The 26,975-nt window shown below is 52.6% G+C and carries 20 protein-coding genes and 1 pseudogene; 14 read left to right on the top strand and 7 right to left on the bottom strand.

Features of this window, described 5'->3' with window-relative positions; genetic code table 11:
• A partial coding sequence (locus JX360_RS11795; protein WP_244351109.1) for an RNA-guided endonuclease TnpB family protein occupies positions 1-704 on the top strand: 704 nt, incomplete at its 5' end.
• Between the two features lie 76 nt (positions 705-780).
• Here the strand turns inward: JX360_RS11795 and JX360_RS17975 are convergent.
• Together JX360_RS17975 and JX360_RS11785 are read right to left on the bottom strand one after the other, a co-directional pair.
• Positions 781-1,146 (bottom strand): annotated as a pseudogene (locus JX360_RS17975) (pentapeptide repeat-containing protein); the annotation flags it as partial.
• Between the two features lie 98 nt (positions 1,147-1,244).
• A complete protein-coding gene (locus tag JX360_RS11785) occupies positions 1,245-1,547 on the bottom strand; it encodes a hypothetical protein (protein WP_244351107.1) in 303 nt (100 codons plus the stop codon).
• Between the two features lie 380 nt (positions 1,548-1,927).
• Here JX360_RS11785 and JX360_RS11780 point away from each other — a divergent pair, with 380 nt between their 5' ends.
• Together JX360_RS11780 and hemF are read left to right on the top strand one after the other, a co-directional pair.
• On the top strand, positions 1,928-2,170 hold the full coding sequence (locus JX360_RS11780; protein ID WP_244351104.1) for a Ycf34 family protein: 243 nt from the start codon (positions 1,928-1,930) through the stop codon (positions 2,168-2,170).
• 115 nt (positions 2,171-2,285) lie between these two features.
• On the top strand, positions 2,286-3,290 hold the full coding sequence (gene hemF / locus JX360_RS11775; protein ID WP_244351101.1) for an oxygen-dependent coproporphyrinogen oxidase: 1,005 nt from the start codon (positions 2,286-2,288) through the stop codon (positions 3,288-3,290).
• 56 nt (positions 3,291-3,346) lie between these two features.
• Here hemF and JX360_RS11770 read toward each other — a convergent pair whose 3' ends face one another.
• The 3 genes from JX360_RS11770 to JX360_RS11760 all read right to left on the bottom strand — a co-directional run bounded on the left by JX360_RS11770 (position 3,347) and on the right by JX360_RS11760 (position 5,367).
• Complete coding sequence (locus JX360_RS11770) at positions 3,347-4,126, bottom strand: PspA/IM30 family protein (protein WP_244351100.1); 780 nt, start codon at positions 4,124-4,126, stop codon at positions 3,347-3,349.
• A gap of 65 nt (positions 4,127-4,191) precedes the next feature.
• Positions 4,192-4,872: a polysaccharide deacetylase family protein gene (locus JX360_RS11765; RefSeq protein ID WP_244351099.1), complete on the bottom strand. Its 681-nt coding sequence runs from the start codon at positions 4,870-4,872 to the stop codon at positions 4,192-4,194.
• A 36-nt stretch (positions 4,873-4,908) separates the two neighbouring features.
• The gene (locus JX360_RS11760) at positions 4,909-5,367 is read right to left on the bottom strand and encodes a DUF4332 domain-containing protein (RefSeq protein WP_244351098.1); all 459 of its coding nucleotides are present in this window, start codon (positions 5,365-5,367) and stop codon (positions 4,909-4,911) included.
• A gap of 127 nt (positions 5,368-5,494) precedes the next feature.
• On the opposite strand from JX360_RS11760, the gene JX360_RS17630 reads away from it, so the two are divergent.
• Both JX360_RS17630 and aroA read left to right on the top strand, forming a co-directional pair.
• Entirely contained in the window at positions 5,495-5,626 is a 132-nt protein-coding gene (locus tag JX360_RS17630; RefSeq protein WP_279611455.1) for a hypothetical protein, read from the top strand.
• Between the two features lie 28 nt (positions 5,627-5,654).
• On the top strand, positions 5,655-6,983 hold the full coding sequence (gene aroA, locus JX360_RS11755; protein ID WP_244351097.1) for a 3-phosphoshikimate 1-carboxyvinyltransferase: 1,329 nt from the start codon (positions 5,655-5,657) through the stop codon (positions 6,981-6,983).
• A 62-nt stretch (positions 6,984-7,045) separates the two neighbouring features.
• On the opposite strand, the gene JX360_RS11750 is transcribed toward aroA, so the two are convergent.
• Positions 7,046-9,106 (bottom strand): DNA phosphorothioation-associated putative methyltransferase, encoded by a 2,061-nt coding sequence (locus JX360_RS11750; protein ID WP_244351096.1) that lies wholly within the window; start codon positions 9,104-9,106, stop codon positions 7,046-7,048.
• Between JX360_RS11750 and JX360_RS11745 the strand changes: the two genes are divergently transcribed.
• Positions 9,105-9,557 carry a PIN domain-containing protein gene (locus JX360_RS11745; protein ID WP_244351095.1) on the top strand — a complete coding sequence of 151 codons (453 nt, stop codon included), beginning with the start codon at positions 9,105-9,107 and terminating at the stop codon, positions 9,555-9,557. The two genes, JX360_RS11750 and JX360_RS11745, sit on opposite strands and share 2 nt — an antisense overlap.
• Positions 9,558-9,759: 202 nt before the next feature.
• Entirely contained in the window at positions 9,760-10,710 is a 951-nt protein-coding gene (locus JX360_RS11740) for a DUF4007 family protein (RefSeq protein WP_244351092.1), read from the top strand.
• Here JX360_RS11740 and JX360_RS11735 read toward each other — a convergent pair.
• Positions 10,691-11,380: a Uma2 family endonuclease gene (locus JX360_RS11735; RefSeq protein ID WP_244351089.1), complete on the bottom strand. Its 690-nt coding sequence runs from the start codon at positions 11,378-11,380 to the stop codon at positions 10,691-10,693. The two genes, JX360_RS11740 and JX360_RS11735, sit on opposite strands and share 20 nt — an antisense overlap.
• Positions 11,381-11,480: 100 nt before the next feature.
• On the opposite strand from JX360_RS11735, the gene JX360_RS11730 reads away from it, so the two are divergent.
• From JX360_RS11730 to JX360_RS11700, 7 genes are all read left to right on the top strand, one after another.
• Positions 11,481-14,948, top strand: a complete 3,468-nt coding sequence (locus JX360_RS11730; RefSeq protein WP_244351086.1) for a hypothetical protein — start codon at positions 11,481-11,483, stop codon at positions 14,946-14,948.
• Positions 14,949-15,210: 262 nt separating this feature from the next.
• Positions 15,211-15,816 (top strand): Uma2 family endonuclease, encoded by a 606-nt coding sequence (locus JX360_RS11725; protein ID WP_244351085.1) that lies wholly within the window; start codon positions 15,211-15,213, stop codon positions 15,814-15,816.
• Between the two features lie 245 nt (positions 15,817-16,061).
• The gene (locus JX360_RS11720; protein WP_244351083.1) at positions 16,062-16,856 is read left to right on the top strand and encodes a phosphoadenosine phosphosulfate reductase family protein; all 795 of its coding nucleotides are present in this window, start codon (positions 16,062-16,064) and stop codon (positions 16,854-16,856) included.
• A 25-nt stretch (positions 16,857-16,881) separates the two neighbouring features.
• Positions 16,882-18,738, top strand: a complete 1,857-nt coding sequence (locus tag JX360_RS11715; protein WP_244351081.1) for a hypothetical protein — start codon at positions 16,882-16,884, stop codon at positions 18,736-18,738.
• Positions 18,739-18,788: 50 nt separating this feature from the next.
• The gene (locus JX360_RS11710; RefSeq protein ID WP_244351079.1) at positions 18,789-20,309 is read left to right on the top strand and encodes a hypothetical protein; all 1,521 of its coding nucleotides are present in this window, start codon (positions 18,789-18,791) and stop codon (positions 20,307-20,309) included.
• A complete protein-coding gene (locus tag JX360_RS11705) occupies positions 20,309-25,633 on the top strand; it encodes an FtsK/SpoIIIE domain-containing protein (protein ID WP_244351077.1) in 5,325 nt (1,774 codons plus the stop codon). Before JX360_RS11710 ends, JX360_RS11705 begins: the two co-directional genes overlap by 1 nt.
• Positions 25,634-25,641: 8 nt before the next feature.
• Positions 25,642-26,817, top strand: a complete 1,176-nt coding sequence (locus tag JX360_RS11700) for a cysteine desulfurase family protein (RefSeq protein ID WP_244351075.1) — start codon at positions 25,642-25,644, stop codon at positions 26,815-26,817.
• Positions 26,818-26,975 lie beyond the last annotated feature (158 nt).

Genomic DNA, 26,975 nt, shown 5'->3' with positions numbered 1-26,975 from the left:
GTACGGAGCGACTGGGTGTTGACCGGGGGCAGAACCGTTTGGCAGTGGCGGCCACCCGTTGGGGTCGGGCGGTGTTTTTTGGGGGTGGAGAGGTAGCCTATCGTCGTCGGCGTTTCCAGAAGCGTCGCGCCCAGTTGCAGCAGGCGGGTAAATACCGAGCACTCAAGCGACTGGAGCGCAAAGAAGCCCGTTGGATGAGGGCGGTCAACCACACCGTGAGCCGTCGCATTGTACGGTTTGCCAATGCGGTAAATGCGGATGTGTGGATGGAAGACCTCTCAGGTATCCGCCAATCCAGACAGAGTCGAAAGGCGCGTTCGGATGCCGGGAAATCGCGCCATACCTGGTCGTACTACGACTTGGAGTGGAAGGTTGCCTACAAGCTGGAAATGGCGGGTAGGACGCTGCACAAGCGCCCTGCTGCCTACACATCCAAAACTGACCACAGGACAGGATTGATCTGCTCCGCAGGGCCGGAGGCCATTGGGAAAAGGAGTGGGCATCTGTTCACTGGGCAGGACGGGTATTGCTGTGATGCAGACTGGAATGCCGCAATGAACATTGCCCAGTGGGACGGGTTTTCGTGTCCTTTGAGTCTAAAAGAAGCCCTGCCCGTAATAGGCAGGGTCGGCTCAGGGGATGGGGTAGTTGGCAATCCCCTGAACTCCATGAATCCCTCACAGCTTCAAGCTGTGGGGAGCTAGAAGGGAGAATCCCCCGGTTTCTAACCGGGGGAGTGTCAAACAAGCTGGCCCGCCACAGCACACTGCCCCACATCTCCGCCCCGCTGAGGCAGGAATACTGGAGGTCGGCCATGAACAGGTTCGCTTCTCCCAAATTGGCCCCGCTCAGATCGGTCTCCTGTAGGTGGGACTCCGTCAAATTGGCCTCTCGCAAGCTGGCTCCACTTAAACAAGCCCCGCTCAAGTTAGCGCCTGCCAAGCTGGCCCCACTTAAATCCGCCAGCCATAGATTGGCCCCCACCAAGTTGGCTTGGCTGAGAAACGCCTGGGTTAGGCAAATCCCTTTTAGATCTTGATCGCTCAGATCCGCCCCAAACAGCACGGCATTGGGGAAGTCTCGTTCTCCTTGGGCATATCGACGCAGTAGCTCAGCAACGGTGATGCCCGCTGCTCCAGAATCCATGCTCGGCTCCACTGAGAAGGTCTCGCAGGGGTGTTCCAAAGCAGTTTAGCTCACAGGCTGTAACCCAAATAACACTGAAATAGCGTAATAGTGCCCATTTAAGCTTGGCCAACAGCCGCCTGCGGCGCAGCAGGGGAAGTCGCCGGACTTTTCTCTTCCTCGGGGGGAACCACCGCAAACTCGATGTGGTTGAGCAAGGTGGTAACAAAGGCAAAGAGCAGGAAAGGCAAAGAAATCACCAAAATTAGACCAATGGTGAGAAAAGCATAGATAGGGCTATTCATCAGGGAAAGGGCTGCCGCCAAACTGGCAAAGATCACAATCAGCCAAATGATGATCTGCCCGTAGATATCCCCAAAGGAGAGGGTGCAGATGAAGCGATAGCGGTCGTGGGTATTCATGGGGGTGCCTCCTGAATGCGGGTTTCTTTATGACTTTATGAAATCAACAAAACGAGATCAACAAAACGTGCTTTCTCCAGGGTGTTGCAGATGTGCCGAAAGACAAGCAGTAGTCCCAGAAGCCACTTAACCGTGGGATCCCCGTCCCCAGCCCACTCAAAAGAGTTCGCTTGATCCTAGTCTGGATCGAGCCCCTGATAGCAGAAGTATGCCGAGAGTATGTCGAGATTTTAGACAAGTCCCAACGGGATGCCCATCTTTACAAAGAAGTGTTACGAAGAAATGTCTCAAGCAAGGTTTACAAAACTAGACATCCCCCGCCCCCCAGAGGCGGAAATGTTATCGTCAAGGTCTTGCAGTGTATCGTCAAGGCGACAGCCATGTGTATTTGTATTCACTGCCACTATGTGGATCGCTGCACCACCTATCACGCGGTTGAAGCTCAGCACCAACAGCCTCACCTGACTCTAACTCCCGATTTTGAACCGCAAGGGCCCCAGATCAATGTGAATATTCGCAACGGTGGCACGGAAATGGAATGGGATGTGGTAGGTTGCCAAAGCTTTCAGGAAGAACGTAACAAATGGGCACGGCTGCGTCCTTATGAGGCGGTTCCCACCTAAAATGGCTCTGGTCACTGCAACACTCTGTCGAACCAGCTTGTCGAGGGAGGCGAGTGGCAGCGTCCTTTTCCCAAGCAACTTTCCAATACTCTCCCAATAACGATCTGCGATGACAATGCTGACCTCAAGCCCCGTAGGTCTGCCGGTGGATGCCCGCCAACAGGTGGGTCAATTCCTGCGGCAGCTCCAGGATGACATCTGTGCCCGTTTGGAGGCTGTGGATGGTGAAGCCCAGTTCCGGGAGGATCGTTGGGAACGGCCCGGTGGCGGTGGCGGGCGCTCGCGGGTGATTCAGCAGGGGCGGGTTTTTGAACAAGGAGGCGTTAACTTTTCTGAGGTCTTCGGATCCCATTTGCCGCCCTCGATCCTGAAACAACGCCCAGAGGCAGAAGGTCACTCCTTCTATGCCACAGGTACCTCGATGGTGTTGCATCCGCGCAACCCGTATGTGCCGACGGTGCATTTGAACTATCGCTATTTTGAAGCGGGGTCGGTGTGGTGGTTTGGCGGTGGCATGGATCTCACCCCCTACTACCTGTTCGAGGAGGATGCTGTTCACTTCCACCGGACGATTCGGGCAGCCTGTGATGCGCTGGATCCTGTCTACTACCCTATTTTCAAAACATGGTGTGATCAGTACTTTTTCTTGCCCCATCGGGGTGAGGCCCGCGGCATTGGGGGTATTTTCTTCGATTATCAGGACGAACGGGCCGGTTTGGTGTACCGACCTGAGGGTCAGGTGGACGGGGATCCGCAACCTCCGTCTTTACAAGTCCGGGTGGGATCCCGCAGTTGGGAACATCTGTTTCAGTTGGTTCAGGCTTGTGGCCAGTCCTTTTTGCCCGCCTATGTGCCGATTGTGGAACGGCGGCAGCAAATGGAATGGGGAGAGCGGGAGCGGCAGTTTCAGTTGTATCGTCGCGGACGCTACGTGGAGTTCAACTTGGTATACGACCGGGGAACAATCTTTGGCTTGCAGACCCAGGGACGGACGGAATCGATTTTGATGTCCTTGCCACCCTTGGTGCGCTGGGAATACGGCTATGAACCGGAACCCAACACCTGGGAAGCGAAGCTCTACGAGGTGCTACGCCATCCGCGCGATTGGGGAGTGTCGTGACAGAGTGTGACAGAGTGGAGTTACAGGGGACTGGGCTACCGACCTACTGAACCAACCTACTGAGGAGGCTGCTGCCGCTGTTGGGGGGACTTCACCTCAAAGTCCAGATCCGGCATTGGCAGATTTGCTTGGGGGTTGCTCTGCCCCGTTAACATAGCCAGACGGCGCGACACCTCATCATCCATTGCCATGTTATCCAGTTGGGCGGCGATCTGTTCGCTGCGATCCTCCGAAAGTTCGCTCATGGCGCGGGTTTTGAACTGTCGGGCCTGGACTGCGTTTTTGGCTGCTTCAAATTGGGACTTAGCAGAGTCGATATTGTAGGCATTGTTCACACGGGTCATCTGTTCGAGGGCTTGGTTTACCTCGTTGATGTCCTTCATGTTGCTCAGCTCATTCTTGTAGGTGGTGAGCTTTTCTTTCTCGCGGGCCAGTTTTTGCTTGGCCGCTGTAACGTAGCGGTCGGCAGTTTCGACATTTTCCTTGAGGGGGCCGAGGATCGCTTCAATTTGTAGGGCTTGCGCCATGGCCAACCGGGCCGCCTCTTGATCTCCCCGTTGGGCGGCAAGACGAGCCTTGTTCTCCAGAGATTGATACTCACGTACCTTTTGCATGTACTTCTGCTCGGCCCGCTGGTAGGCCGCCACCTGAGTGGCCACAGCTTCGGTGAGGCGCTGGACGGATTCTTGCATGGTGCGCAGGGATTCTTCCGCCACCATCACCGCTCCAGTACCGCCCTTATCCACAGGGATCCCCCACAGCCAGTTCCAGGTGCCGACAATGACGCTGCCCGCCCGTTGCCCGAAAATGCCGTAGATGACTTTGCGTGCGCCCATGGCCTTGCTCCCATGCCTGTGCTTGACTTTACTGTATTCAATTTCTCACCCAACCGGAATAGTTCTCAGGGATCCGAGAGGCGAACCAACTGAAAGCTCCGTTCCTGTAACTTAGGGATCAACTGCTGGGTGATGGCAGCCACCTGGGATCCCCCCTGGCTCCCATCATGAAGCACGATGATGGATCCCGCCCGCACTTGAGTGAGAATGCGCTCCAGCACCACCTCTACCGGCGGAGCTAACCAGTCTTCTGGAACCACACTCCACATCACCACTCGCAACCCCCACTCCCGCAGATGCGTAAGGGTTTGTGGCCAAAACAAGCCGTTGGGCGGGCGCACATCCCGGTAATCACCGGGGATCCCGCCACACGCTTCGGCCAAAGCAGCTTGGGTTCGGGTTAGGCTTTGGTGCAGTGCTTCCTGAGTCAGTTGGGTAAAGGAGTGATGTTGCCAACCGTGGAGGCCGATGTGATGGCCTTGCTGGACGATCTCTTGAGCCAGATGAGGCCAGCGCTGCACCCGTTCGCCGAGGACAAAAAAATTGCCAGGTACCTGAAAGTGCGCCAAAACCTCCAGCAGAGGCGGGGTGTAGTCGGGATGGGGGCCATCGTCAAAGGTGAGGGCAACCGGCTGAGTCTTCGGGAGGATCGGTAATTCCCACAAACAGTCTGGGAAAAGGGTTTTCAGCCCCCAATGCAGAGGCGGGTAAAGGAATGGGGGTAGAACTTGAGGAGGAGGAACCACAATGCTTTATTCCCAGTTAGAGATTAGAGTCCTCATTCAGGATCCACTGGAGATTCCCTGGGTTCTTTGTTGCGCTTGGCGAATCCACTCTGTGACTTGTGCAAAACTCAGTTGGCTCCCCCGTTGTCCCAGGGATCTCACCTGAAGACGGCAAAGGTTGCGATGCAGTGCCTGCGGGGATCCCTGCGCCAACTGCTCCACCGACACTATGCCTGCATGTAACAGTAGCCCACAACCTTCTGGCCCCACCGAAGGTATCTGGGCCAAATCCGCTAGCGCCACCCATTTGTGAATAAAGCGCAAAGGGATCTTCAGTTGGGTGGAAAGGGCTTGCTGCTGCGCTGCCGTGGAACAATAATCCAGCAAGTGCTGGGTCGATTCAATGCCCGCTTTCTTCAAGGCAGATTGATCGGCAGCGCTAATCCCCGGGATCCGACTCAATGGCCAATCGACAGGCGCGGGGAGAGGCTCTACAGGCTGGCTAGAGGAAGACACGACTTCGTTAGAGGCATTTGCTTGATTTTAATCAGGATTTCTCAGACTTGTCTTGTGGGCAAAGGGCGCAAAACCCCACCCAAATAACCAAAATAAAAGGCCGAGGCCAACCTCGACCTAGGAATCCATGTTGTTACTGTTTATCCTCCACAACAGCGGCGGATCCCGTCAAAAGACAGCCTGTCAAGCCGGTCAGGGTCATGGCAACGGTGACCCGCAACCTGGAGGGAATCGCCAGCACGGGTACGAGTATGATTGAGACTGCCTGAACTTCTGTAACGTCTGCTGTGTTGCAAACCGATTCTTCTGCCCGTGCCCTGATTGTGTCCCCTGTTTCTGGTCTGCGGGGCCAAGTCCGTATTCCTGGGGATAAATCCATTTCCCATCGGGCTTTGATGCTGGGATCCCTGGCGGAAGGGGAAACCACGATTCAAGGGCTGCTGCTGGGGGAGGATCCCCGTAGTACGGCTGCGTGCTTTCGGGCCATGGGGGCGGAGATTTCTGAGCTGAATACGGACTGGGTGCGCATCCAGGGGATTGGTTTGGGCCAGCTGCAAGAACCGATGGATGTTTTGAATGCGGGCAATTCTGGGACGACGATGCGGCTGATGTTGGGGATCCTGGCTGGCCATGCCGGGCGCTTTTTTGCCGTGACGGGGGATGGCTCCCTGCGTTCCCGACCGATGCGACGAGTGGTGGATCCCTTGCGACTGATGGGGGCACAGATTTGGGGTCGGGCCGGAGGAAATCTCGCTCCTTTGGCTGTGCAGGGGGGATCCCTCAAAGGGATTCACTATCACTCTCCGGTAGCCTCGGCCCAAGTGAAATCTTGCCTTTTGTTGGCGGGTCTGTTGGCGGAAGGCACCACGCAAGTGACGGAACCGGCGCTTTCGCGGGATCATTCTGAGCGGATGCTACGGGCCTTTGGGGCCGAGATCAAGGCGGATCCGGAGGAGAAAACCGTAGCCGTTGTGGGGGGATCCCGGTTGCGGGGGCAAGCGGTGACCGTACCGGGGGATATCAGTTCGGCGGCCTTTTGGTTGGTGGCCGGCTCGATTCTGCCCGAGAGTGAATTGCTTCTGGAGAATGTCGGCTTGAACCCCACCCGCACCGGTGTATTGGAGGTGCTCAGGGAAATGGGGGCAGATATTCAGATCGAGAATGCGCGAGAAATTGCGGGTGAGCCTTTGGGCAATTTGCGGGTGCGTTCGGCTCCCTTACGGGGCTGCACCATTGCGGGCGACCGGATCCCGACGTTGATCGATGAGATCCCGGTGTTGGCGGTGGCGGCAGCTTTTGCAGAGGGGGTGACGGTGATTCGAGATGCGGCAGAGCTGCGGGTGAAAGAAAGTGATCGGTTGGCCGCTATGGCACAGGAGCTGGGTCGTCTGGGGGCGCGGGTGCGGGAACATCCTGATGGCTTAGAAATCCAAGGAGGGATCCCTCTGCAGGGAGCGGAGGTAGATAGCCATGAGGATCACCGCATTGCCATGAGCCTAATGGTGGCGGCTTTGGGCGCCCAGGGATCCACAACTTTGGCTGGGGCGGATTGTGCCCGCATTTCTTACCCAGATTTCATCCCCACGTTACAGCGAGTGACCGGATCCCTGGGATAAGCATTAACGAGCGTTAGTGGCTCCCAACGGTCCATGTAACGGTGTCAGCTCATGGGGTGGAGCTAGCCAGGATCATCCCCCGCTGAATCCGGTCGTTGTTTCTGCCGAGCGCGCATCTGAGAGCGGAGGATCTTGATGGTGTAGGGATTCCCATCTTTACGCCAAACCAGACGATGCCCTTGCAGAGTGGCACAATGGTCAGCTAAGCAGCGTTCCCAGCCCCAACGTTTGGAGATCAGAGATTCATCATCCAGCAGTCCCCAGTCTTCTTCCTGGCGGGTAAGTTTGGCAAATTTCTCGTAGAGGGGATAGTCGGGGGCGACCAGGGCTTCTTTGCGGTGCAGGATGGGGGGGTTTTCTTCCGGCTTGAAATCTTGGTAATGGACGCGCAGAGTGCGAAGATCAACTTCCATGCGGGTGTGGATAGCAGGATGGGGATCCCGGTCGAAGTCGGGGACAAACAAGTAGGCAATCTTGGGCTTTTGGGTCTGAAACTTGACCAAGGTGGCTTCATCCGGGCGGCCAATGGTGCGACTAGCGCAGCCTTCGTAGAGCCTCAAGACGGGATCCAGCCTCTCCAGGGCAGAGACATGAACCATAAAGGAACGGGATCCCTGGAGCCCTACGGGGCTGGACTGACATTTTTGGGCCACCAGACTCAAATCTCCCAAGCTGTGGAGCATGGCATCCGCTTCGGTACAGGCTTGTCGGTAGCTGCCAAACAGGGATTTGAGGTCGGTTTGGGTTTCGGGAGCCAGGTGGCTGAGTTTGGGACGGCGACCAAAGTTGCTCAGTGCCAGATAGAGCATCAGATCCTGTTTTCGCCGTTCTGCGATTTGATGCCACTCGGCTTGGTCGGTAACCTGCAAAATCACCTGGAAGGCACGATGCAGGGATCCAAACTCTTGGACGATCTCGGACTCTGTGGGCAATTCCCCTTTGATGGGCATCCGTCCCCGTTCGGTAACGAAATCCATCAGGGGGGTGAGCAGTTCCCGGTAATTGTCAAAGCGTTTGACCTGAAGGCGGATGCGGGGGGTGGTGGCATGGGATCTAAAGCGGGAGGCGCGGAAGCTCTGGGCTTGGGCTTCATCACGGAAGACAAAGTAGATCCCCAGGGCGACGGGGATGGCGTCAACCTCTAGCACCTGGTCGATGTAGGTTTTGAGTTCCTGTTGGTCGAAATACTTTTGAAAGGTGTTGCGGCGGGTGATGATGCCGTCTCCATAGGCGATTTGGCCCTGGGTGGCATTGTCGAGCAGCACTTGGGCAGCCACAATCAGGACTCGTTGGGTGAGGTTCCAGGCATTGAGCAGGGCTTCTCGCCGCTCTGCCGGATCCTCAATCACATTGATGACATAGCCCAGATTGACGATATCAGCTGGGATCCTGGGAGTATGGGGGCGAAAGTGGGGATCCCAGCCTTCTGAGGTAAATCCTTGGCGGGCTAGCCGTTGATGGTCATTGCCGTGACCACAGCCGTAGTCGAAGAAGGTGGTGGCGGGGGTGAGGATCCCGGCTTCGAGGGCGACCCGGACAGGTTTGGATAAGTCAGGGCGGACGATGGCGGCGCGGTGGCGGTGGATGGTGGGGCAGGAGCGGGGGGAGTGGCTGAGTTGATGATTTTGAATGTGGATCCCGTGTTGTTGCAGGCGAGCATTCCAGCCCTGTTGAGTGCCGATGTGGTGGGAGTCTTTCAGAAGCTCGTGGCGTTCTTCGGCTTGGGTGAGAGCTTGAAAAGTTTCAAAGTGAGGATAGTCGGGGGCAACGAAGGCTTCTTTGCGGTGCAGGATGGGGGGATTGGGGCGGCGGCTGTAGTCTTGCTCGCTCACCTGTCCAGTGCTGAGATCCACCTGGGTGCTGTGGTGCAAAGCTGGATGGGGATCCGTATCGAAGTCGGGGTAGGTGAGATAGGAGAGTTTGGGTTGGGTGAGGGAGAACTTGACCAGGGTGAAGCCGTTGGGGGAGGGCAGGTGTTGACGGGCGGACTGTTCGAGGCACTGAAGCTGGGGATCCAGGTGGCAAAGAGCCGAATGGTGGACGTAGAGAGCATCCGGCAGGCGTTTCCCCACTGGGCTAGACTGGCACAGCTTGGCGATGGTGGCGTGAGGGATCCCATTCATGCAACGGATTTATCTGGATGTCTGTTGTTTGAATCGCCCCTTTGATGACCAGAGCCAAGAGCGAATCCGGCTAGAGGCAGAGGCGGTGCTACTGATCCTAAGCCGTTGTGAGAGTGGGGACTGTTTGCTGTTCACGAGCGACGTGGTGGAGTTTGAGATGCGGGCCACACCGGATCCTGAACGGCGGGAACGATTGCTGAGGTCATTGCAGGTGGCCAAGGCTAGGATCCCCTTAGACGAGACAGTAGTGCAGCGCGGTCAAGCATTGCAATCTGTGGGGATCCAACTGTTGGATAGTTTGCACGTGGCCTCTGCCGAGCAGGGACAGGTTGATGTCTTTTTGACGGTTGATGATAGGCTGCTACGGCAAGTGGGACGGGCGGCAACTGTATCTGTCACAGTGGATAACCCGGTGTCGTGGCTGATGGGGCAACCAATGGAGGAAACATAACGATGAACACAACTGAATTGCGGCAGCGTGGATTAGATGCGTTGGCTAAGGAACTAGGGTATGTGGGAATGGTGCGATTCCTCCAGCAGTTTGAGACCGGGAAGGGAGACTATACGAAGGAGCGTCAACAGTGGCTGTCAGACGTAACCCTTGAGGATATTACTCAGGCTATCCAATCAAACAGGGCTGCTGAAGGGGATATATGAAACAACAGGTTTTGTTAGATCTCCCACAGGGAGCCGGGGCGAGTCTGGCCTTTGCCCGTCATGAGACCTTCCATCCCCGCTATGGCTGGCTGAAAAAAGGGTTTGAGGCAGCCAAGAAGGATCCCCAGATTTTTCTGCGGGAGGATGCCCCGGTGCGGCTGGGGGTGGGTAAGAATATGGTGCGCTCTATCCGCTATTGGTGCGAGGCGTTCAAGTTGACAGAGGGCGACAGACCCACGGACTTTGGCCACAAGTTATTGGGGCAATGGGATCCCTATCTAGAAGATCCGGCCTCTTTGTGGTTGCTGCATTGGCACCTATTGCGACCTCCTTGTGTGGCAACGGCCTGGTGGGTGGCGTTCAATCAGTTTCGCCAGGTGGAGTTTACGGCTGAGGATCTGCTGCGGGCATTAGAAGACTATTGCGCTCAGATGGGCAAGCGGGTGGCGACGGGATCCCTGCACAAAGATCTGACGTGCCTGCTGCGGATGTATGGAGCGCAGAGCGGCAAGGCCAAAGCAGGGCCAACGGAGGATAGTTTGGACTGTCCCTTTGCGGAGCTGGGGCTGATTCGGGCGGAAGAGAAAGGTTACCGATTTGGGACGGGATTGAAGGTGAATCTGCCACCAGAAGTGGTGGTGGCGGCATGTTTGCAGTTTGTAGCCGGTGGGCCAGATGAAGAGCTTAAGGGTGGGGGAACAGTGTCCCTGAGTCGGCTGCTGTATGAGGTGAATAGCCCTGGCTTGGTGTTCAAGCTATCCGAGAGTGCTCTATCAGAGGCGATTGAACGGGTGGCTGCGCCAAAGGCGCGCTGGCGCGAACAGAAGAGAGCGGAGATTCGCTTGTCAGAGAGTGCCGGATTGATTCAGATGAGCTTTGTGGGAAGCCCTGAGGTTCTGGCAGAGAATCTACTAGACAGCTATTACGCTAGTTCTCTGGGGGCGTGATGCCATGGGAACGCAGCAGTTCCAGCAGTTGTTCGGAGCGTTCTTCACCAGTCAATAGAATCTGCCCCTCTTGATCACACCAGCGTAGCCACTCGACCGTCACCCCCTCAAAGGATCCCTGCCACAGGGTCAGCCCCAGACCCACATCTGGCATCCAGGTGGAGTCATAGGGGACAAGTTGGGATCCCTGCCGCTCGAAGATAGCTAAACGGGATCCCTGTAATTCCTTCAGTTGTACTAGGGGATCGTAGACCACGTAATAGCTGACTCCGGCATGGGCATAGGCGGTGAGTTTGGATCCCAGTTCGTGACCTTTGCGATTGGAGACAATCTCGATGGCCACTTCGGGGGGTTTGCCCATTTCCCAGACAAAGTAGGTGCGGTCTTCTCGACGCTCAAAGTTAGTGGGAGCAGAGACCCCCAAACTCAGCATCACATCCGGCACAAGGGGATTGGTTTTCAGGGCATAAAACAGTCCCACATTGGCCGTGACTAAAAACGGGATCCCTGGCTTGAAGGAGGCATAGAGGGCGTTAGTGAGCAGCCGTTGCAGTTTTTCGGAGTAGAGGCTGTCCACAGGTTGATCGTCCTCGATGACGAGATCACTGATGTCTGGGGGGGTAGGTTGAGGAAGGTTTGTTTGAGAGGTCACCTCAAAGGTTGGAGTCATGCAGATCCGTTGAGATGGACAGCTTTACTCTAGCTCAGAGGGTTCCGACAGAGGATGGCCGTTATTCTTAGGATTGAGCCTACTCTCGGTCACTTTATCTATGCGCCTGTCTGAGCTGATCCATGTGAATCGCCGCTACAGCCGTTCCATTAATTTGGAGCGGGACATGGGGGATCCTGAGAGTCTGGAGGGGTATATCCCGACGGAGCGGGCGGTGTTAGCACTACAGCGGATCCTGAGGGATGTGGGTACCCAGCGCAAACAGGCACGGGCTTGGACACTGACGGGGGTGTATGGAACCGGGAAGTCGGCATTTGCTCACTTTTTGACCGCATTGCTGGGCAAGCACAGGGATCCCATGCGTCAGAAGGCAATGGTGATTGCTTCTCAAGCTTTGGGGGCAGAATCCGAGAGCATCAAAACACTGGAGAGAGTGCCGCAGCAGGGCTGGATCCGGGCGGTGGTGGCGGCGCAACGAGAACCCATCAGCCATACGGTGTTGCGCGCCTTGGAAAGAGGGATTGAAGAGTTTTGGCCCGTTCATCAGCGACCTGAGGCATGGCGAGCGATTGTAGATCTCAAGGACTTGGAAGGGGAGCTGGACAAGAGAGCCAGTCTTACCAATGTGGAGGTACTGAAGCTGGTGGAAGCCATCCAAAAGGCGGCAGGGGTTCCCGTCCTGTTGGTGCTGGATGAGTTGGGCAAGGCGCTGGAGTATACCGCCCAGCATCAGGGGGAGGAGGATGTCTATCTGTTGCAGCAGTTGGCGGAGCAGGGGCGGGAGGTCTATGTCCTAGGGATCCTGCATCAAGGATTTACCGACTATGGGGCACGGTTGGCCACAACACAGCGGCAAGAGTGGGCCAAGATTCAGGGGCGGTTTGAGGAGATCCCGTTTGTAGAATCGGCTGAGCAGATGGTGCAGGTGATGGGACGCGCCATTATCCAAGCGAAAGACTTTAGTGATTGGGGATCCACTTGGTATGAGCAGCTTAAGGCTGAGATACCCGATGTGGGGACGGGGGAGACTTTGGGACGGGTCTATCCGTTACATCCCCTGGCAGCGTTGGCGTTACCCCAGCTTTGTTTACGCTATGCCCAGAATGACCGCTCGCTGTTTACGTTCTTGACCAGTGAGGAGCCGTTTTCCTTTCAGGAGTTTCTGCGAACGACCCTGTTCAGTTCAGGCCATTGGCCCACTCTGCAACTCCATCAGGTCTACGACTACTTTGTGGAGTCGGTGGGCAAGGGATCCAAGTCGCAACGTTGGCTGGAGGTTCAGGAACGGGTGGAGGATGCGCGGCATTGGGATCCCGATTGGGTGAAGGTGCTGAAAACCATTGGGGTGCTCAACCTAGTGACCACGACGGGATCCCTGCGGGCCAAGCGCTCAGTGGTGGCCTTGGCGTTGTGCGATGAGCCGAATCCTGAGAGTCAAAACTACTGGCAGGAGATTATTCAACATCTAGTGGATAAGGGGCAGGTGACTCATCGGCGGCTGATGGATGAGTTGCGGCTCTGGCAGGGATCCGATTTTGATGTGGAGTTACAGCTGCAGGAGTATCTGCAACAGGAACAGGGATCCTTAGTGGATTTGTTGACGACCTACCATCCCCTCAAGCCGGTGGTGGTGCAGCGGCATAGCTATGAGACAGGGACGTTGCGCTACTTTGAGCGGCGGTATCTGGATGGTGGTGAGTCGTTGGCAGAGTTGGCTTGTGAGAGCACCGATGCGGATGGGCTACTGGGGTACTGGGTGACGGAAGAACTGCCAGAGGAAGTCCCTGCTCAGACAAAAGATGGCAAGCCATTGGTGATGGTATCGGTGACGGGCTTGGGACGGATCCGGGTGACGGCTCAGGAGTATGGGGCGTTGCAGCAGGTGAGAAAAGCCCCAGAGCTACAAACGGATGGGGTGGCGCGATTGGAGGTGCGGCAGCGGCTGTCTCAGGCAAAAGCTTTGCTGGATGAGGCGATTGCGATGGGATTTGATGTGGGCAAGGCTCAGTGTTGGGTGCAGGGGATCCCGGTGGTGTTTACCCATGAACGGGAACTGAATGCCCAACTTTCGGCAGTGTGCGACCAGGTGTATGACCAAGGGTTGGTGCTGTGGAATGAATTGATTAATCGGCGGGAGCTGACCTCTCAGGGGGCAAAGGCACGGCGGGTATTGCTGGAGGGGATGCTGGAGAAGGCCGAGATCCCTCGTTTGGGGTTGGAGGGGCATGGGCCTGAGGTGAGTATGTATGACTCGCTGCTTGCTCAGTCAGGGATCCACCGGCAGATGGACGGAACTTGGGGTTTTTATCCTCCAACCGATGAGGGAGTAGCGAGAGTTTGGCAGGCCATTGAGGGGTTTTGTTTGGGATCCCAGCAACAGCGCAGTTTAGGGGAACTGTATGCTCACCTAGAGGCGCCTCCCTATGGGGTGAAGCGGGGATCCATTCCGGTCTTGCTGGCGGCGGTGTTGCTGCATCATGTGGATGATGTGAGTGTTTACAAAGATGGGACGTTTATCCCAGTGCTAGGGGCGGAGCATTTTGAGTTGTTGGTCAAGGATCCCTCTCGGTTTGCGGTGAAGTATTTCGAGATTACCGGACTGCGGTCACAGGTGTTTCAGGAGCTTGAGGATGTGTTACGGTCTAAGGCTCCCACGGGGCAGGGAATCCGTAATCTGACGTTGCTATCAGTGGTGAAGCCCCTATTCCAATTTGTTAAAAAACTGCCTGCTCATACTCGCAAGACGACTCGGTTGAGTTCTGAGTCTCAAGCGGTGTTGCAGACCTTGATGCAGGCTCAGGAGCCGGATGAATTACTCTTCACGGCGTTGCCCAAAGCGGTTGGAATGGATCCCTTCGTTTCAGGACTGGAGGATGATGGCTCTACGGCTCGGATCTTTCGCAAAAAATTAGTGCAGGCACTTCACGAGATCCAAACCTGCTACGAGCGGCTGGTTACAGACAGTCAGGAGTTGCTTTACAGTGCATTCGGGATCCGTTCTCCTATGGATAATCTTCGGGCTGACTTGAAGATCAGGGCTAACTATTTGGTTGGGCAGGTGTTAGAGCCCACCCTGAGAAGTTTTGTATTGGCAGCAGTGGATGAGATCAAACCAGATCACGAGTGGCTGGAGTCGTTGTTGATGATTGTGGCAGATAAGCCTGCTGAGTCGTGGTCGGATGAGGATGTAACTCGGTTTGAGGTGAATCTGAGCGATCTGGCGCGGCGGTTTAAGAATCTGGAAGCGTTGCAATCTGAGGTGAGGGCATCCAAAAAAGAAGGGTTTGTAGACCAAGGGTCGTGCGTAGCGGCACGGCGGATTACGATTACCCGACCGGACGGGAAGGAAACCCACCGCATGGTTTGGATGGATGAAGGGATCCATGCCACAGTCCAGCCGATGATCGACAAGATCCTAAGGGAGTGTAGGGATCCCCAGATCCAACAGGCGTTAGTAACAGGCTTGACGGAGACAATCTTTGCCGCCGAAGAGCCTACAGATGTGTTGGGCCATAAAAAGCCCAGACAGGATCCAAGTGATGACAGGCTCAGATTTCATCTCAAGTAGGGGAACCATGATGACAAAGACGGAAATCCTCATTGCTTTGGAGCAACTGCTCAACCAGGAGCGGCTAGAAATTATTGAGGTGGCTTCGCGGTTAGTCAAGTAGGACAAATTAGCGGCTTTGGCTCGGTCTGCTGTTCGCGTCGGCGGCGCAGCTTTAATACAGCGACTATGCGTAGAGGGCAGATCTGGCTATGGTGATAGAGTTCATTACCTACGGCAGGCTGTGCTAACGGAACGGATAGTAAAAAACAGGGGTACTAAGATGACTCGCACACCCATTCGTCAGGGGCACGCAGGCACAAACCAAAAAGTTACCTTTGCTGAGTATCTTGACTACAACGATGGCACTGATTTTCGCCACGAATTAGAAGATGGGAATATCATCATTATACCGACAGCCAGCCCTCTGCATGCAGAGATCATCCGCTTGCTTTTCTTATGGATGAACCAAGAAATAGGGCGCTTGGGTCGCAAGGATAAGGTCTTTGCCACGGGCATCGGGATCCGAACGGGGATCCGAACCTCACGGGAGCCAGATCTTTGTATCATTCACGCTGAGGACTGGGAAGCACTTCGCAAGCAAAACCCCAAATCAGCCATCGTGGAACGTCCTCCACTCTTGGTGGTAGAAGTCGTCAGCCCCGGTGAGGAGAATCGAGAACGTGATTATGAGATCAAGACCAAGGAATATCAAGAATTAGGGATCCCTGAATATTGGGTTGTAGATCCTGAGGAAGGGAAGGTTACTGTTTTTACTTTACAGAATGGACGTGATTATCAGGCTTCTCAGTTCAAAGGCATAGAGAGAATCCAGTCTTCATACTTTTCGGGACAAGAGCTTAAAGCTGAGTCTTTATTCAATGTATAGATTCTATTCAATGTATAGATTCAATGTATAGTTGTGCATCCTACTCCAAGACACAGGGAAGACAGGGCAGCCAAGGAGCATTTTGCTGTTCGGGATCCCTGTTCGCGTCAGCGGCGCGTAGCGCAGCGGGTCAGTGCTTCCCCAGTAAACTTGGGTGTAGCTGCCGGTAGCTGCCGCATGACAGTTTTCAAATGAGCCTCTAAACTGTTCAGGGAGGGGCTCCCTGGGTTGCGAGGTTGCACTTGATGGGACAGGTCAGGCACATCTTAGGACTATCGGGTGGCAAGGACAGCACTGCCTTGGCGATCCTGCTGCACAAGGAGATCCCTGAGATGGAGTATTTCTTCTGTGACACGGGTAAGGAGCTACAGGAGACTTACGACTACCTGGATCGGCTCAAGGCGCGGTTGGGGATCAAAATCACCTACCTAGAGTCTGAGCGGGGGTTTGATCACTGGCTGGATGTCTATGGTGGGGTTTTGCCTTCACCCAAGATGCGCTGGTGTACGGTACAGATGAAGATCAAGCCTCTGGAGAAATGGGTCGGGGATGATGAGGCGATCAGCTATGTCGGGATCCGTGCTGATGAGAATCGGGATGGGTATATCTCCACTAAGCCTAATATCAAACCTGTTTTCCCATTCAAAGAGCGGGGATTAGTGAAAGAGGATATTTTGCGGCTCTTGGATGAAAGTGGAATCGGGTTGCCGGATTATTACCGTTGGCGATCCCGATCTGGGTGCTTTTTCTGTTTCTTTCAGCGCAAGTATGAATGGGTGATGTTGGCTGAGGAGCATCCTGATCTGTTTGCAGAAGCAGTCAGGTATGAACAGGAACACAGCGATGGCAGGACCTACACCTGGACTCAAGGGGAAACTCTTCTTGAGTTGCTAGAACGAAAAGATGAGATTATTACCGATCATAAGAGGATGCTTACTATAGAACAGAAGAGAGCAGACTTAAAATTTCTTGCACAGGCATTAGACACTGTTCTAGATAGTCAAGATGAGAATGTACCTTGTTTTGCTTGTCACCTATGAAAGATTAAAGTAAAGATCTTGATTCATGGATTCTTTGACCTGTAGAACTTCGACGTGGATCGATTTCCTTCGGCAATACGGACCCATTCCCCGTAATGACAATATGTATGATGAGGTGATTCAACGAACTTTACGACGGAAAAAACTTCAACCGATTACTTTTGAAACTGAGTATCTAGGTGAATTGCTTGATAACTTCCGTTCAGCTTCGCCCAAGACGGTTATTTTGACGGGTACGGCTGGGGATGGAAAAACCTACTATTGTCGGCAGATTTGGGAAGAGTTTGGTGGGTCTGTTGATGATTGGCAAAAGGATAGCAAGATTCAACGCTTGGCATTGGGCGATGCTGCAAGCAGCCCTTCGGTACGCCAGCTAATCGTCATTAAGGATTTGAGTGAACTCACTCTAAAAGAGAAGCAGTCACTCCTGCCACAAATTGCAACTGCCATCTTGGGTAAGGACACTTCCAAGGTCTATCTGATTGCAGCGAACGACGGACAGCTAGTGGAAGCATGGACAGAAGCAGCACAAATTGAAGAAATGAAGCCAGTACGAAAGGCGATCGAGGATCTTTTAGTAGGCGACTTACGTGAGTTAGATGGCTTCCAAGTCAAACTCTACAACCTGAGTCGCCAAAGTGCTGCCGTCTTGTTTCCCCGGATTCTGAAAGCGGTTCTGGAGCATCCGGGTTGGGGCGACTGCAATCAGTGTGCTTATCAGAGCCAAGGATGCCCGATTTGGCAAAACAAACAGCGTCTAGAGGGAACTGATGCGGATCGAACCACACAAGAACGGTTGACCGATCTGCTCGAACTGTGCGAACTAAACCAGATGCATCTTCCAGTTCGCCAGTTGCTTCTACTGGTTGCCAACGCACTATTAGGTCATCCAGACGCAAAAGATCGGTTACTCAATTGTCGGCAAGTTCCTGATGTGATTGCGGCTGATACAACATCGCGTGCCAGCCTCTACCGCAATATCTTCGGCGAGAACCTACCGGAGCGGCGGCGTGAATCAACCGAGGTTTTCAAAGTCCTACGTGGCTTTGGTATTGGCGCTGAAACCAGTAACCAGATTGACAATATTCTGATCTTTGGAGCAGACGATCCAGAACTACAGCCACTGTACGCTGACTTAGTGTTATCTGATTCATTCTACGGAGCCGACTTAAAATACCAGGCTCAACAGCGTTCTTATTTGGAAGGGGATGCTGCTAAGGGACGAGAAGAGTTTCTTGGCGTTCTTCAAGCCCAACGGCAGCGGTTGTTTTTTACTATTCCTGGCGATCGCACAACAGATATGAAGCTCTGGGATCTCACGATCTTTCAGTATGCCGGAGAGTATTTGAACGACCTTTACAGGGCTTTACAAGAAGATAAGAAGGTTCCTAAGCCCATTACTTCACGTCTGATCAGGGGACTTAATCGTATCTTTACAGGGTTGCTGGTCAATAATCAAGACGAACTCCTTCTAGCAACTTCTGGGAGCTACTCCCAAGCCCGAATTAGCAAAGTATACGAAGAATCCGTCTCCGTTTCTCGGAAACGGGGTGAAAGTGTGTCAGTGGAGTTAGATCAAAGCCGAAAGAAGCCAAGTTTAGTTGTTAATCTCGCTTCAAACGTTGAGCCAATTCGTTTCAACCTAACCCTAACTCGATACGAATATCTGAGCAGAGTTGCTGAAGGTGCTCTTCCAAGTAGCTTTTCACAGGAGTGCTACGAAGATGTCCTCGCCTTCAAAACCCAAGTATTTAAGCAGCTTGCAGTCCGACGGTCTTTAGATAACGAGGATGAGGATGGGGAAGAGGCGATCAATATTCGGCTGCTAGAAATGAATAGTGCTGGTATCGCAAGTGAACGAACGCTTGAGGTTTACTTCTAATGCTTAAAATTCTCCCACGCCCTCAACAGATCGAGCAGTCTCAACTCAATATGTGGGTTGACGAGTCCATCTGGGGTCATCGGCTGTACGATGAGCAAACCCCCTGGCTTTGCATTCTGGAAATGCTCTGCATTACGCAATCAGAAGCAAGCAACGGACGGGCTTTTGTGGAGAGCAAGCTGAACGACCTTAGATACGAAATCTATCCGCGCCTCTATCTCCGTAATATCTTATTCAACAACCCTCACATTGAGGCGATCGCCACAGAAGGGTTAGATGACAATAAGCGATGGCAGATGTGGATGGATGCGATTGCTAGTAACGTGGGTGGGCTAGCTTCACCTGACTTTAGCTACCTGAAATCCCGCTTTGAATCCTTCAAGGACTTTGCAGAAATCGTCAAGTTTCTTCAATCAAGTGCCATTGAGGGCGATAGTAACAAACGATGGAGTTCTAAATTCGTTTTTCCATACGGTCCTGACTGCCTATATGAAGACTTACGAGTAACGGACGACAAAGTAAGCAACGATCGTCGCTTCTTTGGGAGAACGGGCGAACTTTTATATCTGATGCTGTGCCGGAGCAGTCGGGGCGAGGAAATTCTTTCCCGTCTGGAAAGTACCGGAATAATTTCCCGCAACTACTCCAGTGAGTATCGAGGTTCCAAGTGGAATCAGCTAGTCCTTGCTCTTCAATCTCCTGCGGATCGGAGCGCACCCAGAACTAGTGGCAGCCCACCCTATCTTCCCTATGAGAAGCTGCCCGAATATGAACAACTAGCTGACGACTGGCTCAATGTTTTACAGTGTGACCTACCCGACTACGACTCCCTGCCTCATATCGTCACCATTACTGGGTTACACCTGATTATCTATCTGTTAAGCCGCGCCAAGGCGACATTGGGTGAGTCTACCCCACCACAGTTTGTGCTAGAGATTGTCGCACCTAAGAAAACAACAGTGCGTGAGTTGGCTTCTGACGAATTTCAGAAGAACAATGATCTGCCTGAACGAGCAGTAGAATATACCATTTGTAGCATCGCTGATTCACCAGAGTGGCAGGCTTGCCTCAACTCCGACACCCCTATTGAAGATGCGATCGATTTGCTACAAGAGCGTTTTGCCTGGCCTGCAAAAGACGAGGATTCAGATGGTTCAGGTTCACCAGCAGATCTTTTAAGTTCGCTACGAGAGAGGGCAGTCAAACGGCATCAGCAACACCTCGGCAAGTTTCATGGAACTTGGTCACGCGAAATCGGATTGTCGTCCAGTCGGGGCAGCCGTCGGACTCGTTATGCCCCGACTGATTCCTTACTGAGGACGTTGGTACTCGCTTCTGTACCAACTCGTATGGAGTTTCAGGAGTTTTTGGCGAAACTGCACCAGAAATATGGGTTTATTATTGGCGATCGCCAAGCTACAGATTTAATCAACTCCGGTGATGCGGATCGCGAAGATTTTGTAGCCAATGCCGAACGGCTTGAACGTCGCCTTGCCAGCATTGGGCTACTCAAACGCCTTTCCGATGCTTGTGCCTACGTTCAAAATCCATTTGCCTCGGAGGTGAGATAATGCAGACCATTGAACTGATTGGTCAAGTTGCGGCTGACTTCCTGAAACGCTCAATTCAAACCGACGAAACCAACGAGGGAATTGCACGGTTTCTGCTAAATCGGCTCACTGCTCATCAGGTTGCCGCTATCTGTCAAGCCATTCTCCAGGATTCGGAACTTGCCCCGCTCATCAAGATTCAAGTTCCACGAGATCTCGTGGCAGGCTTCGGCTTACCTGACGAAATTTTGACTGATGAACGCACCGTTCACCTGCGCCATTCAGACTGCGATCGCCCTGCGCTACTACTTGCTAACATCAGCGACGACCAAGCCCAATCTCTGAATGACATCACCTCTATTGGCGCTCAAGAACTGAAGGGACAGATTGAGTGCTGGATTAATCTGGCTGCAAAAGACCTAGCGATTCCTGCTGAGCAGATTGAACACTGGCGTAAAGCCTTAAATGGACTCCAGAAAGTTAGTACACCTAGTCTGGAAAATTTTGCGGAATACATTGTTCAAACGCGATCGCGCATCCTTGAAGAAAGCCTTCCAGTCATAGACGCACTTGGATGGGCACTGCCTGCCCTGCGGCTTCCCCGTGATTCTGGCTACTTTCGTGCCATCCCTGAAACTCAATTAGGACAAACCCAGCGCTGGGAGAAGCTATTTCAGCAAGCTTTTGCAAAACGTGCGTGTTTACTACTAAAGCAAACTCCTAGCCGTAAACCCATCGATGAGCAGGACCTTCAAACCGCCTTTGACAAGGTAAAGGATGACATTCCTGCGATCGCCCATCCTACTATTCATTCCTTTATTGGCAGTTCTGCTGGCTGGACTTCTGAAGCTGAAGCCCTTTCTAAGTTTGAGTGGGAATCGGATAATATCAACACGCTGTTTTCTGGGTTACAAGCTCAAAAGACAGACATTGCTTCTCTTACCCTGGATTTCTTTAATGATGAATATCCCAATACTCTAACGGAGTCAGAAACCCAGTACCTTAATGCTCTGAAAAAGCGCAATAAACGTGAGGCGCTAGACGAGGATCGGGAGTTTTATGACGCGCACCGTCAAGAACTTGAGGGCGATCGCAAACTCAAAGCAAAGTGGGATAAATTTGTCTACGGACAGCCGATCGAGTGTAAAGATTTTTTAATTGGTTTACTACAAGCCTTTGAGCGACTTTTTGACCAGGCGGAGACGGTTGCTAGCGTCAAATCCCTCAAAATTGAAACCCAGAAAAAAGCTTCCAAAAGCAAATGGTTGGAGCTCAATGCTGACGTGGGTCGGTATTTTTGTACTCGCTACCGAGGCATTGAACAACTGACTGCCCCTCACATTGAATGGGAAACTCACTGGCTGTTTAAGTACGATGCCCTGCTAAAAGAATCCCAGAAGAAGGCAAAGTACCGCGAGAACACTTCTATAGCAAGAGCTGCGACAGAAATCAAATTCTACGTCGAAATGCGGGATAGCACCCAGGCTCTAATTGCTAAGACGCAACTGGTCTGGCGGTGTAATCCAAATGCAATTGGAATGGAGTTGGGCAATGATCTAGAACGGCTACTTAAAGACTCCCCTTTCCAACTCTCTCAGGTATCAAGAGAGCTAGTCAGTAAAAAGGGGCGGTTGCAGGGGATTGCTCTGTCAGACGTTGGCACTCTGATGGCAGCCTATCGTCAAGACCGGGGTTCCTTGGTCAGTAAGTACGATTGCAAGAGCGACCTGGACAAAACCCTTCCCACCAAAATTGAACAAGCTGTCGCGGATGGTCGTCTCTCGCAGAATGCGGGTGAAGCAATCACCGCCGCCTGGAAAACTTTTGCAGAACGATACAGGGCAGCGATCGCCAGCTTCACAGATGAAGGGCAAGGGATTGCTAGTCCGGATCTGTTGCACCAGTATAGAGCCTATGGCAACCTACTCAAGACTGTTTTAGAACACGTCAAAGGCGATCTCAATCGCATTGACTTCTATCAACCCATCTTGCGCTTGGGCTGCATTCGAGTGGAGCGTGGTAAGCCTGCCGCCATCATCGCCCCCTGGCATCCACTACGATTAGCCTCCCTAGCTGTCAAAGCCCGTCAATTAGCAGGACTCCTTCGGTACATTATTTCTACGCCAGAGGTCAAATTTGGCGATTCTCGCCTATTCTTTGCTGATTTACGGAACGAACTCGACCACCCTTACTATCCCGAGGTCTGTGTTGGCTACCAGGGTCAGCAGCCCGAATTGCTCTCTGTGTCTGATATGGTCAACGATTACAGCCTGATGGAGCGCCCCACACGAGACGAGAGCGATCTCACGACCAACGAAAATCCGGCTGAAGCAGCCGATCGCTTATTAGGGATCATCCGCCGCTACGTGGAACTGCTGCCCCATGAGAAAACGAATCTGAGCGTTGTTCTATACCAAACTGACTCGATCAAGCTACCTCAGGCGATCGTTAACAAGCTGAGTGAAGAACTGCAAGACGATCGGGAAGAAGTTCGTTGTCAGGTTGTTCTGCGCCATCGGAATAGGCAAAAACTCGCTCAACTCTATGAGCAGATGTTGGAAAGCTCGGACGCTGATCCCAATGCGTTCCTTGCCAGTGAGGTTTCTCAAGACTTTATGGCAAGACTGCGAATCTCAGTCATGTCCAGCGATGTTCCTTCCACAACCCCCAGAGAAGGCAAATTTGCCGACATTGTGTTTCTGCAAGATGCAATCTCCCGGCAGGCAAAAGTGGTTTGGCAGCGTTCACCGTTTGACAGCAACACCGCTGAAATCTTAATCCATTCTCCTGCTCGTTGGGCACGGAAACGCCCATCTGATAAAGGCGAGCTTAAATCCACTGTTTATCTGACCTGTCCCAAGCAGACGGCAGTGGGTCAAGCCTACCTCGATATGGTACATAGCCTGATTCAGGGTGAAGATTGCTCTCCTGACCAGCACTTTTTACCTGCTCGTCAAATCTCCTTTCAGGAAGAAACGACAAAGACAGCTTTTGACGAAAGCCACCGTTTAGGAGAGTGGGTAGTCAATTACGATGATTTGCTGGAACGACGACAACTTGTTAACCAGGGCGTCAAGGTCATTCGCTATCAACAGAACCGTACTGATGAACGGAACTTCCTCGTCTCCTCGGACGCATCTCTGAATGTACTCAAGGTGCTGGTTAGAAAACGCTTGGAAGCCTTGAATTTAGGTTTAGAAAGTAACCGGATAGACAAACTGGTAGAACGCCTAATTAACGAAGCCAACGCCGTTTCTGGTGACATCGTGTTACGAGCCGCAAAATGTGGCAGATTTGCCAGCGAGCTAATGGGCGTTGTTCTCAGTAAAGCCTTAATCACAGCAGAGATAGGAGCGCAAAACCCAATTGGCTGGTACTTCCTAGATGACTACGCCTCCTGGTTAGGACAAAAAGAAGGTCAAATTGCTGACATCATGGCTATTTCACCGCAGCATGTGGACGGTGAGCCTGTTCTGAAAGTCATTATTTCTGAAGCAAAATACGTTGATGTAGCGGGCTTGGCTGATGCTCGCAAGACTTCACAGAACCAACTCCGGCAAACAGTCGATCGCATTGCCAATGCCCTCTTTATCAGTCCAGGTCGTCTTGATCGGGACCTCTGGCTATCTCGCCTCAGCGATCTTCTACTCGACGGCATCGAATTTAGTTCCGATAACAAACTGAACATTGAGCAATGGCGCGAACAAATCCGTTCAGGGACACTCCGGATTGACCTATCTGGTTACTCCCAAGTTTTTGTGTCGGGGACGAATGAGAGCAATGTGGAAGGGGAGCGATTGCCGATTCCTAAGGTGGAACGCTGCTTCCAAGAAGTGTTCAATCGAGAATCTGTCCGCAAACTGGTTCTGGCTTACGAAGCAGGACAACCACTCTTCCCAATACGTGAACAGATTGGCGACGACAAGCCCTGGACAGTCGCAAAAGCATTACAACCTGCGGATCGAGTCACATGGGTTTTAGAAATTGGGAAAGTAGACATAGCAGCGTCTCCTCTAACAAAACCTGCAAAAATTAATCCGTCTGAGAATCATGACAGTCCACTTCAGCCCCTATCTGACCAGCCAGTTGAACCTGAAACGACTGTCTCTCCGGGTGACTCACCTATTGAAAGCGTAGATAGTTGGGCGAGTCCAGCGTTGGTTTCTTGGTGGCAGCAGGGACAAGCACAAACCCGCCAAGGCGACGCAGCGGCAGAAAAATGGCTGGAGGAAGTGGCTGGAAAACTGCGGACGGCTCTATTGGGATATAACCTGCAAGCCAAAATTGAAGGTAAACGCCTGACTCCAAATGCAGCGATCGTCCGCTTCAAAGGCTCGGACAATTTAAAGTTGGATGACATCGAGAAGAAGCGATCGCAACTCCTGACCACTCACGCCCTGAATATTATTAGCGTTTATGGTCAGCCTGGTGAAATTGTGGTCACCGTTGCCCGCCCCCAGCGTCAAACGATTTCTTTACGGGAAGTGTGGGCAAAACGAAAAATCAATCGATCGCCTTCGGGTGTGAACCTTAGCTTTGTCATTGGGGTTAAAGAACTGGATGGTGAATTGCTTTACCTTAATCTAGGCAGTAGTTTCGAGAATTTAGAACAACACGCTCCACATACGCTGATTGCTGGAGCCACAGGCAGCGGTAAATCGGTTCTGTTGCAAAATCTCCTTCTTGATATTTGTGCAACGAACTCTCCCAAACTGGCAAGCATTTATCTAATCGATCCCAAAATGGGCGTTGATTATGCCAACATCAGCGACCTACATCATCTCAAAGAAGGAATCATTATTGACCAAGACCGTGCAATCGAGGTTTTAGAGCTTTTGGTCGAGGAAATGGACAACCGATACCGCAAGTTTCTTCCTCAGAAAGCGAAATCGTTGCAAGACTACAATAGTAAAGTGCCTGAGCAGGATAGGCTTCCGGTGCTATGGCTGGTTCACGATGAATTTGCTGAATGGATGCTGGTCGATGAATATAAAGCGGCTGTATCGGCGGCAGTACAACGTTTGGGGGTAAAGGCAAGAGCCGCAGGGATTTATCTTATCTTTGCTGCCCAGCGTCCTGATGCGAATGTCCTTCCGGTACAGCTTCGAGACAACTTAGGAAATCGTTTAATCCTGAGAGTCGAGAGCGTGGGCACTTCGGAAATTTCACTGGGTCAAAAAGGAGCAGAAGACCTTTTAGGTAAAGGACATCTAGCTGCCCGCCTAACTAACCAATCTGATCTCATTTACGCTCAGGTGCCATTCCTATCGGATGAGGAGATGGCTGCAATCGCCGAAATCATTAAACAGCAATGGCAAACCCTACAAGGACTTCCTAACCTATAATTTGGGGCATGAACGAGCGAGCAAGTACCCTCCCCAAGCCTATCTATCTGGACTATCACGCGACTACGCCTACAGATCCGCGAGTTGCCAGCATAGTACTGCGGCACATGACAGAAGAATTTGGGAATCCAAGTAGCATTGATCATGTTTTTGGTGATGAAGCAGAGAATGCTGTCTTCCAAGCGACTAAGCAAGTTTCTCAACTCATAGGATCTTTACCCAAGGAAGTCATCTTCACTTCTGGAGCAACCGAAAGTATTAATCTCGTCCTGCAAAACTCAGTCCTTACAGGTAAGATCTTCAAAGTAGCGATTCTTCCCACAGAACACAAAGCTGTTCTCGATACCTGCACAGTACTAAGTAAGAAGGGATTAGCTGAGATCACCTTTCTAAAGGTTGACTCCCAAGCACAACTGGACTTAGATCATCTCGATAAAATTTGCTCTGAAGGTATTGATCTACTCTCCGTCATGGCTGCCAATAATGAAGTCGGGACAATCTATCCTATTCAACAGGTTGGTGAAATTGCCCAACAATATGGGATCCCCTTTCTCTGTGACGGATCGCAGGCTGTGGGAAAGATCCCGATTAACTTTGAGGAATGGGGCATTACGTTTCTTGCCATTTCAGGTCACAAATTCTATGCTCCAAAAGGTGTGGGGGCGCTGGTTATCAAGCAAGGGCAGCGACTGGAACCACTCATGTATGGAGGTGGACATCAACGCGGGATCCGTCCTGGTACGCTCAATGTTCCAGGAATTGTTGGACTAGGGGAAGCCTGTTGTTTGCGCTCTTTGGAAATGACTGAGGATGAAGTTCGGATCTCATGTTTACGGGATCGGTTGCAAACTCTACTCCAAGAAGGGATCCCCAACTTAGTTGTCAATGGAGATGTGGACAATCGGCTAGCCGGGAATTTGCATATATCGATCCCAGGGATCCCAAACAGTGCGGTGATTGCGAGAGTCCGGCATCAGCTAGCCATCTCCACGGGATCCGCTTGTTCCAGTGGAGTTGAAGCCCCGTCTCATGTACTTACGGCTATGAACTTATCGCCCGAAGTAATCGAAGGAGCTTTGCGAATCGGATTAGGGAAATTCACAACAGATCAGGAAGTAGATCGGGCAGCGGAGATTCTCATTTCAGCCGTTCACCAGATCTTGAAAGCTCTCCATTCCTCATGATTGGGATATCCACTGTCGGATCCCATAAAAGCTAGGTTTTGGCAGATGGGATGGGGTGTCGGGGTGGAGCTTTTGCAAGAGCAAAAAATAGGGATCCCCTTCACTTGAGGAGCCCCAATCCATCTATCCTAAGAGCCCAGGAGTTCTAGGGTTTGGGC

The organism is Thermostichus vulcanus str. 'Rupite' (genome assembly GCF_022848905.1).
GTDB classification, from domain to species: Bacteria; Cyanobacteriota; Cyanobacteriia; order Thermostichales; family Thermostichaceae; genus Thermostichus; species Thermostichus vulcanus_A.
Note: the sequence above shows the minus strand (reverse complement) of the source record. Positions and strands in the feature narration are given on the sequence as shown.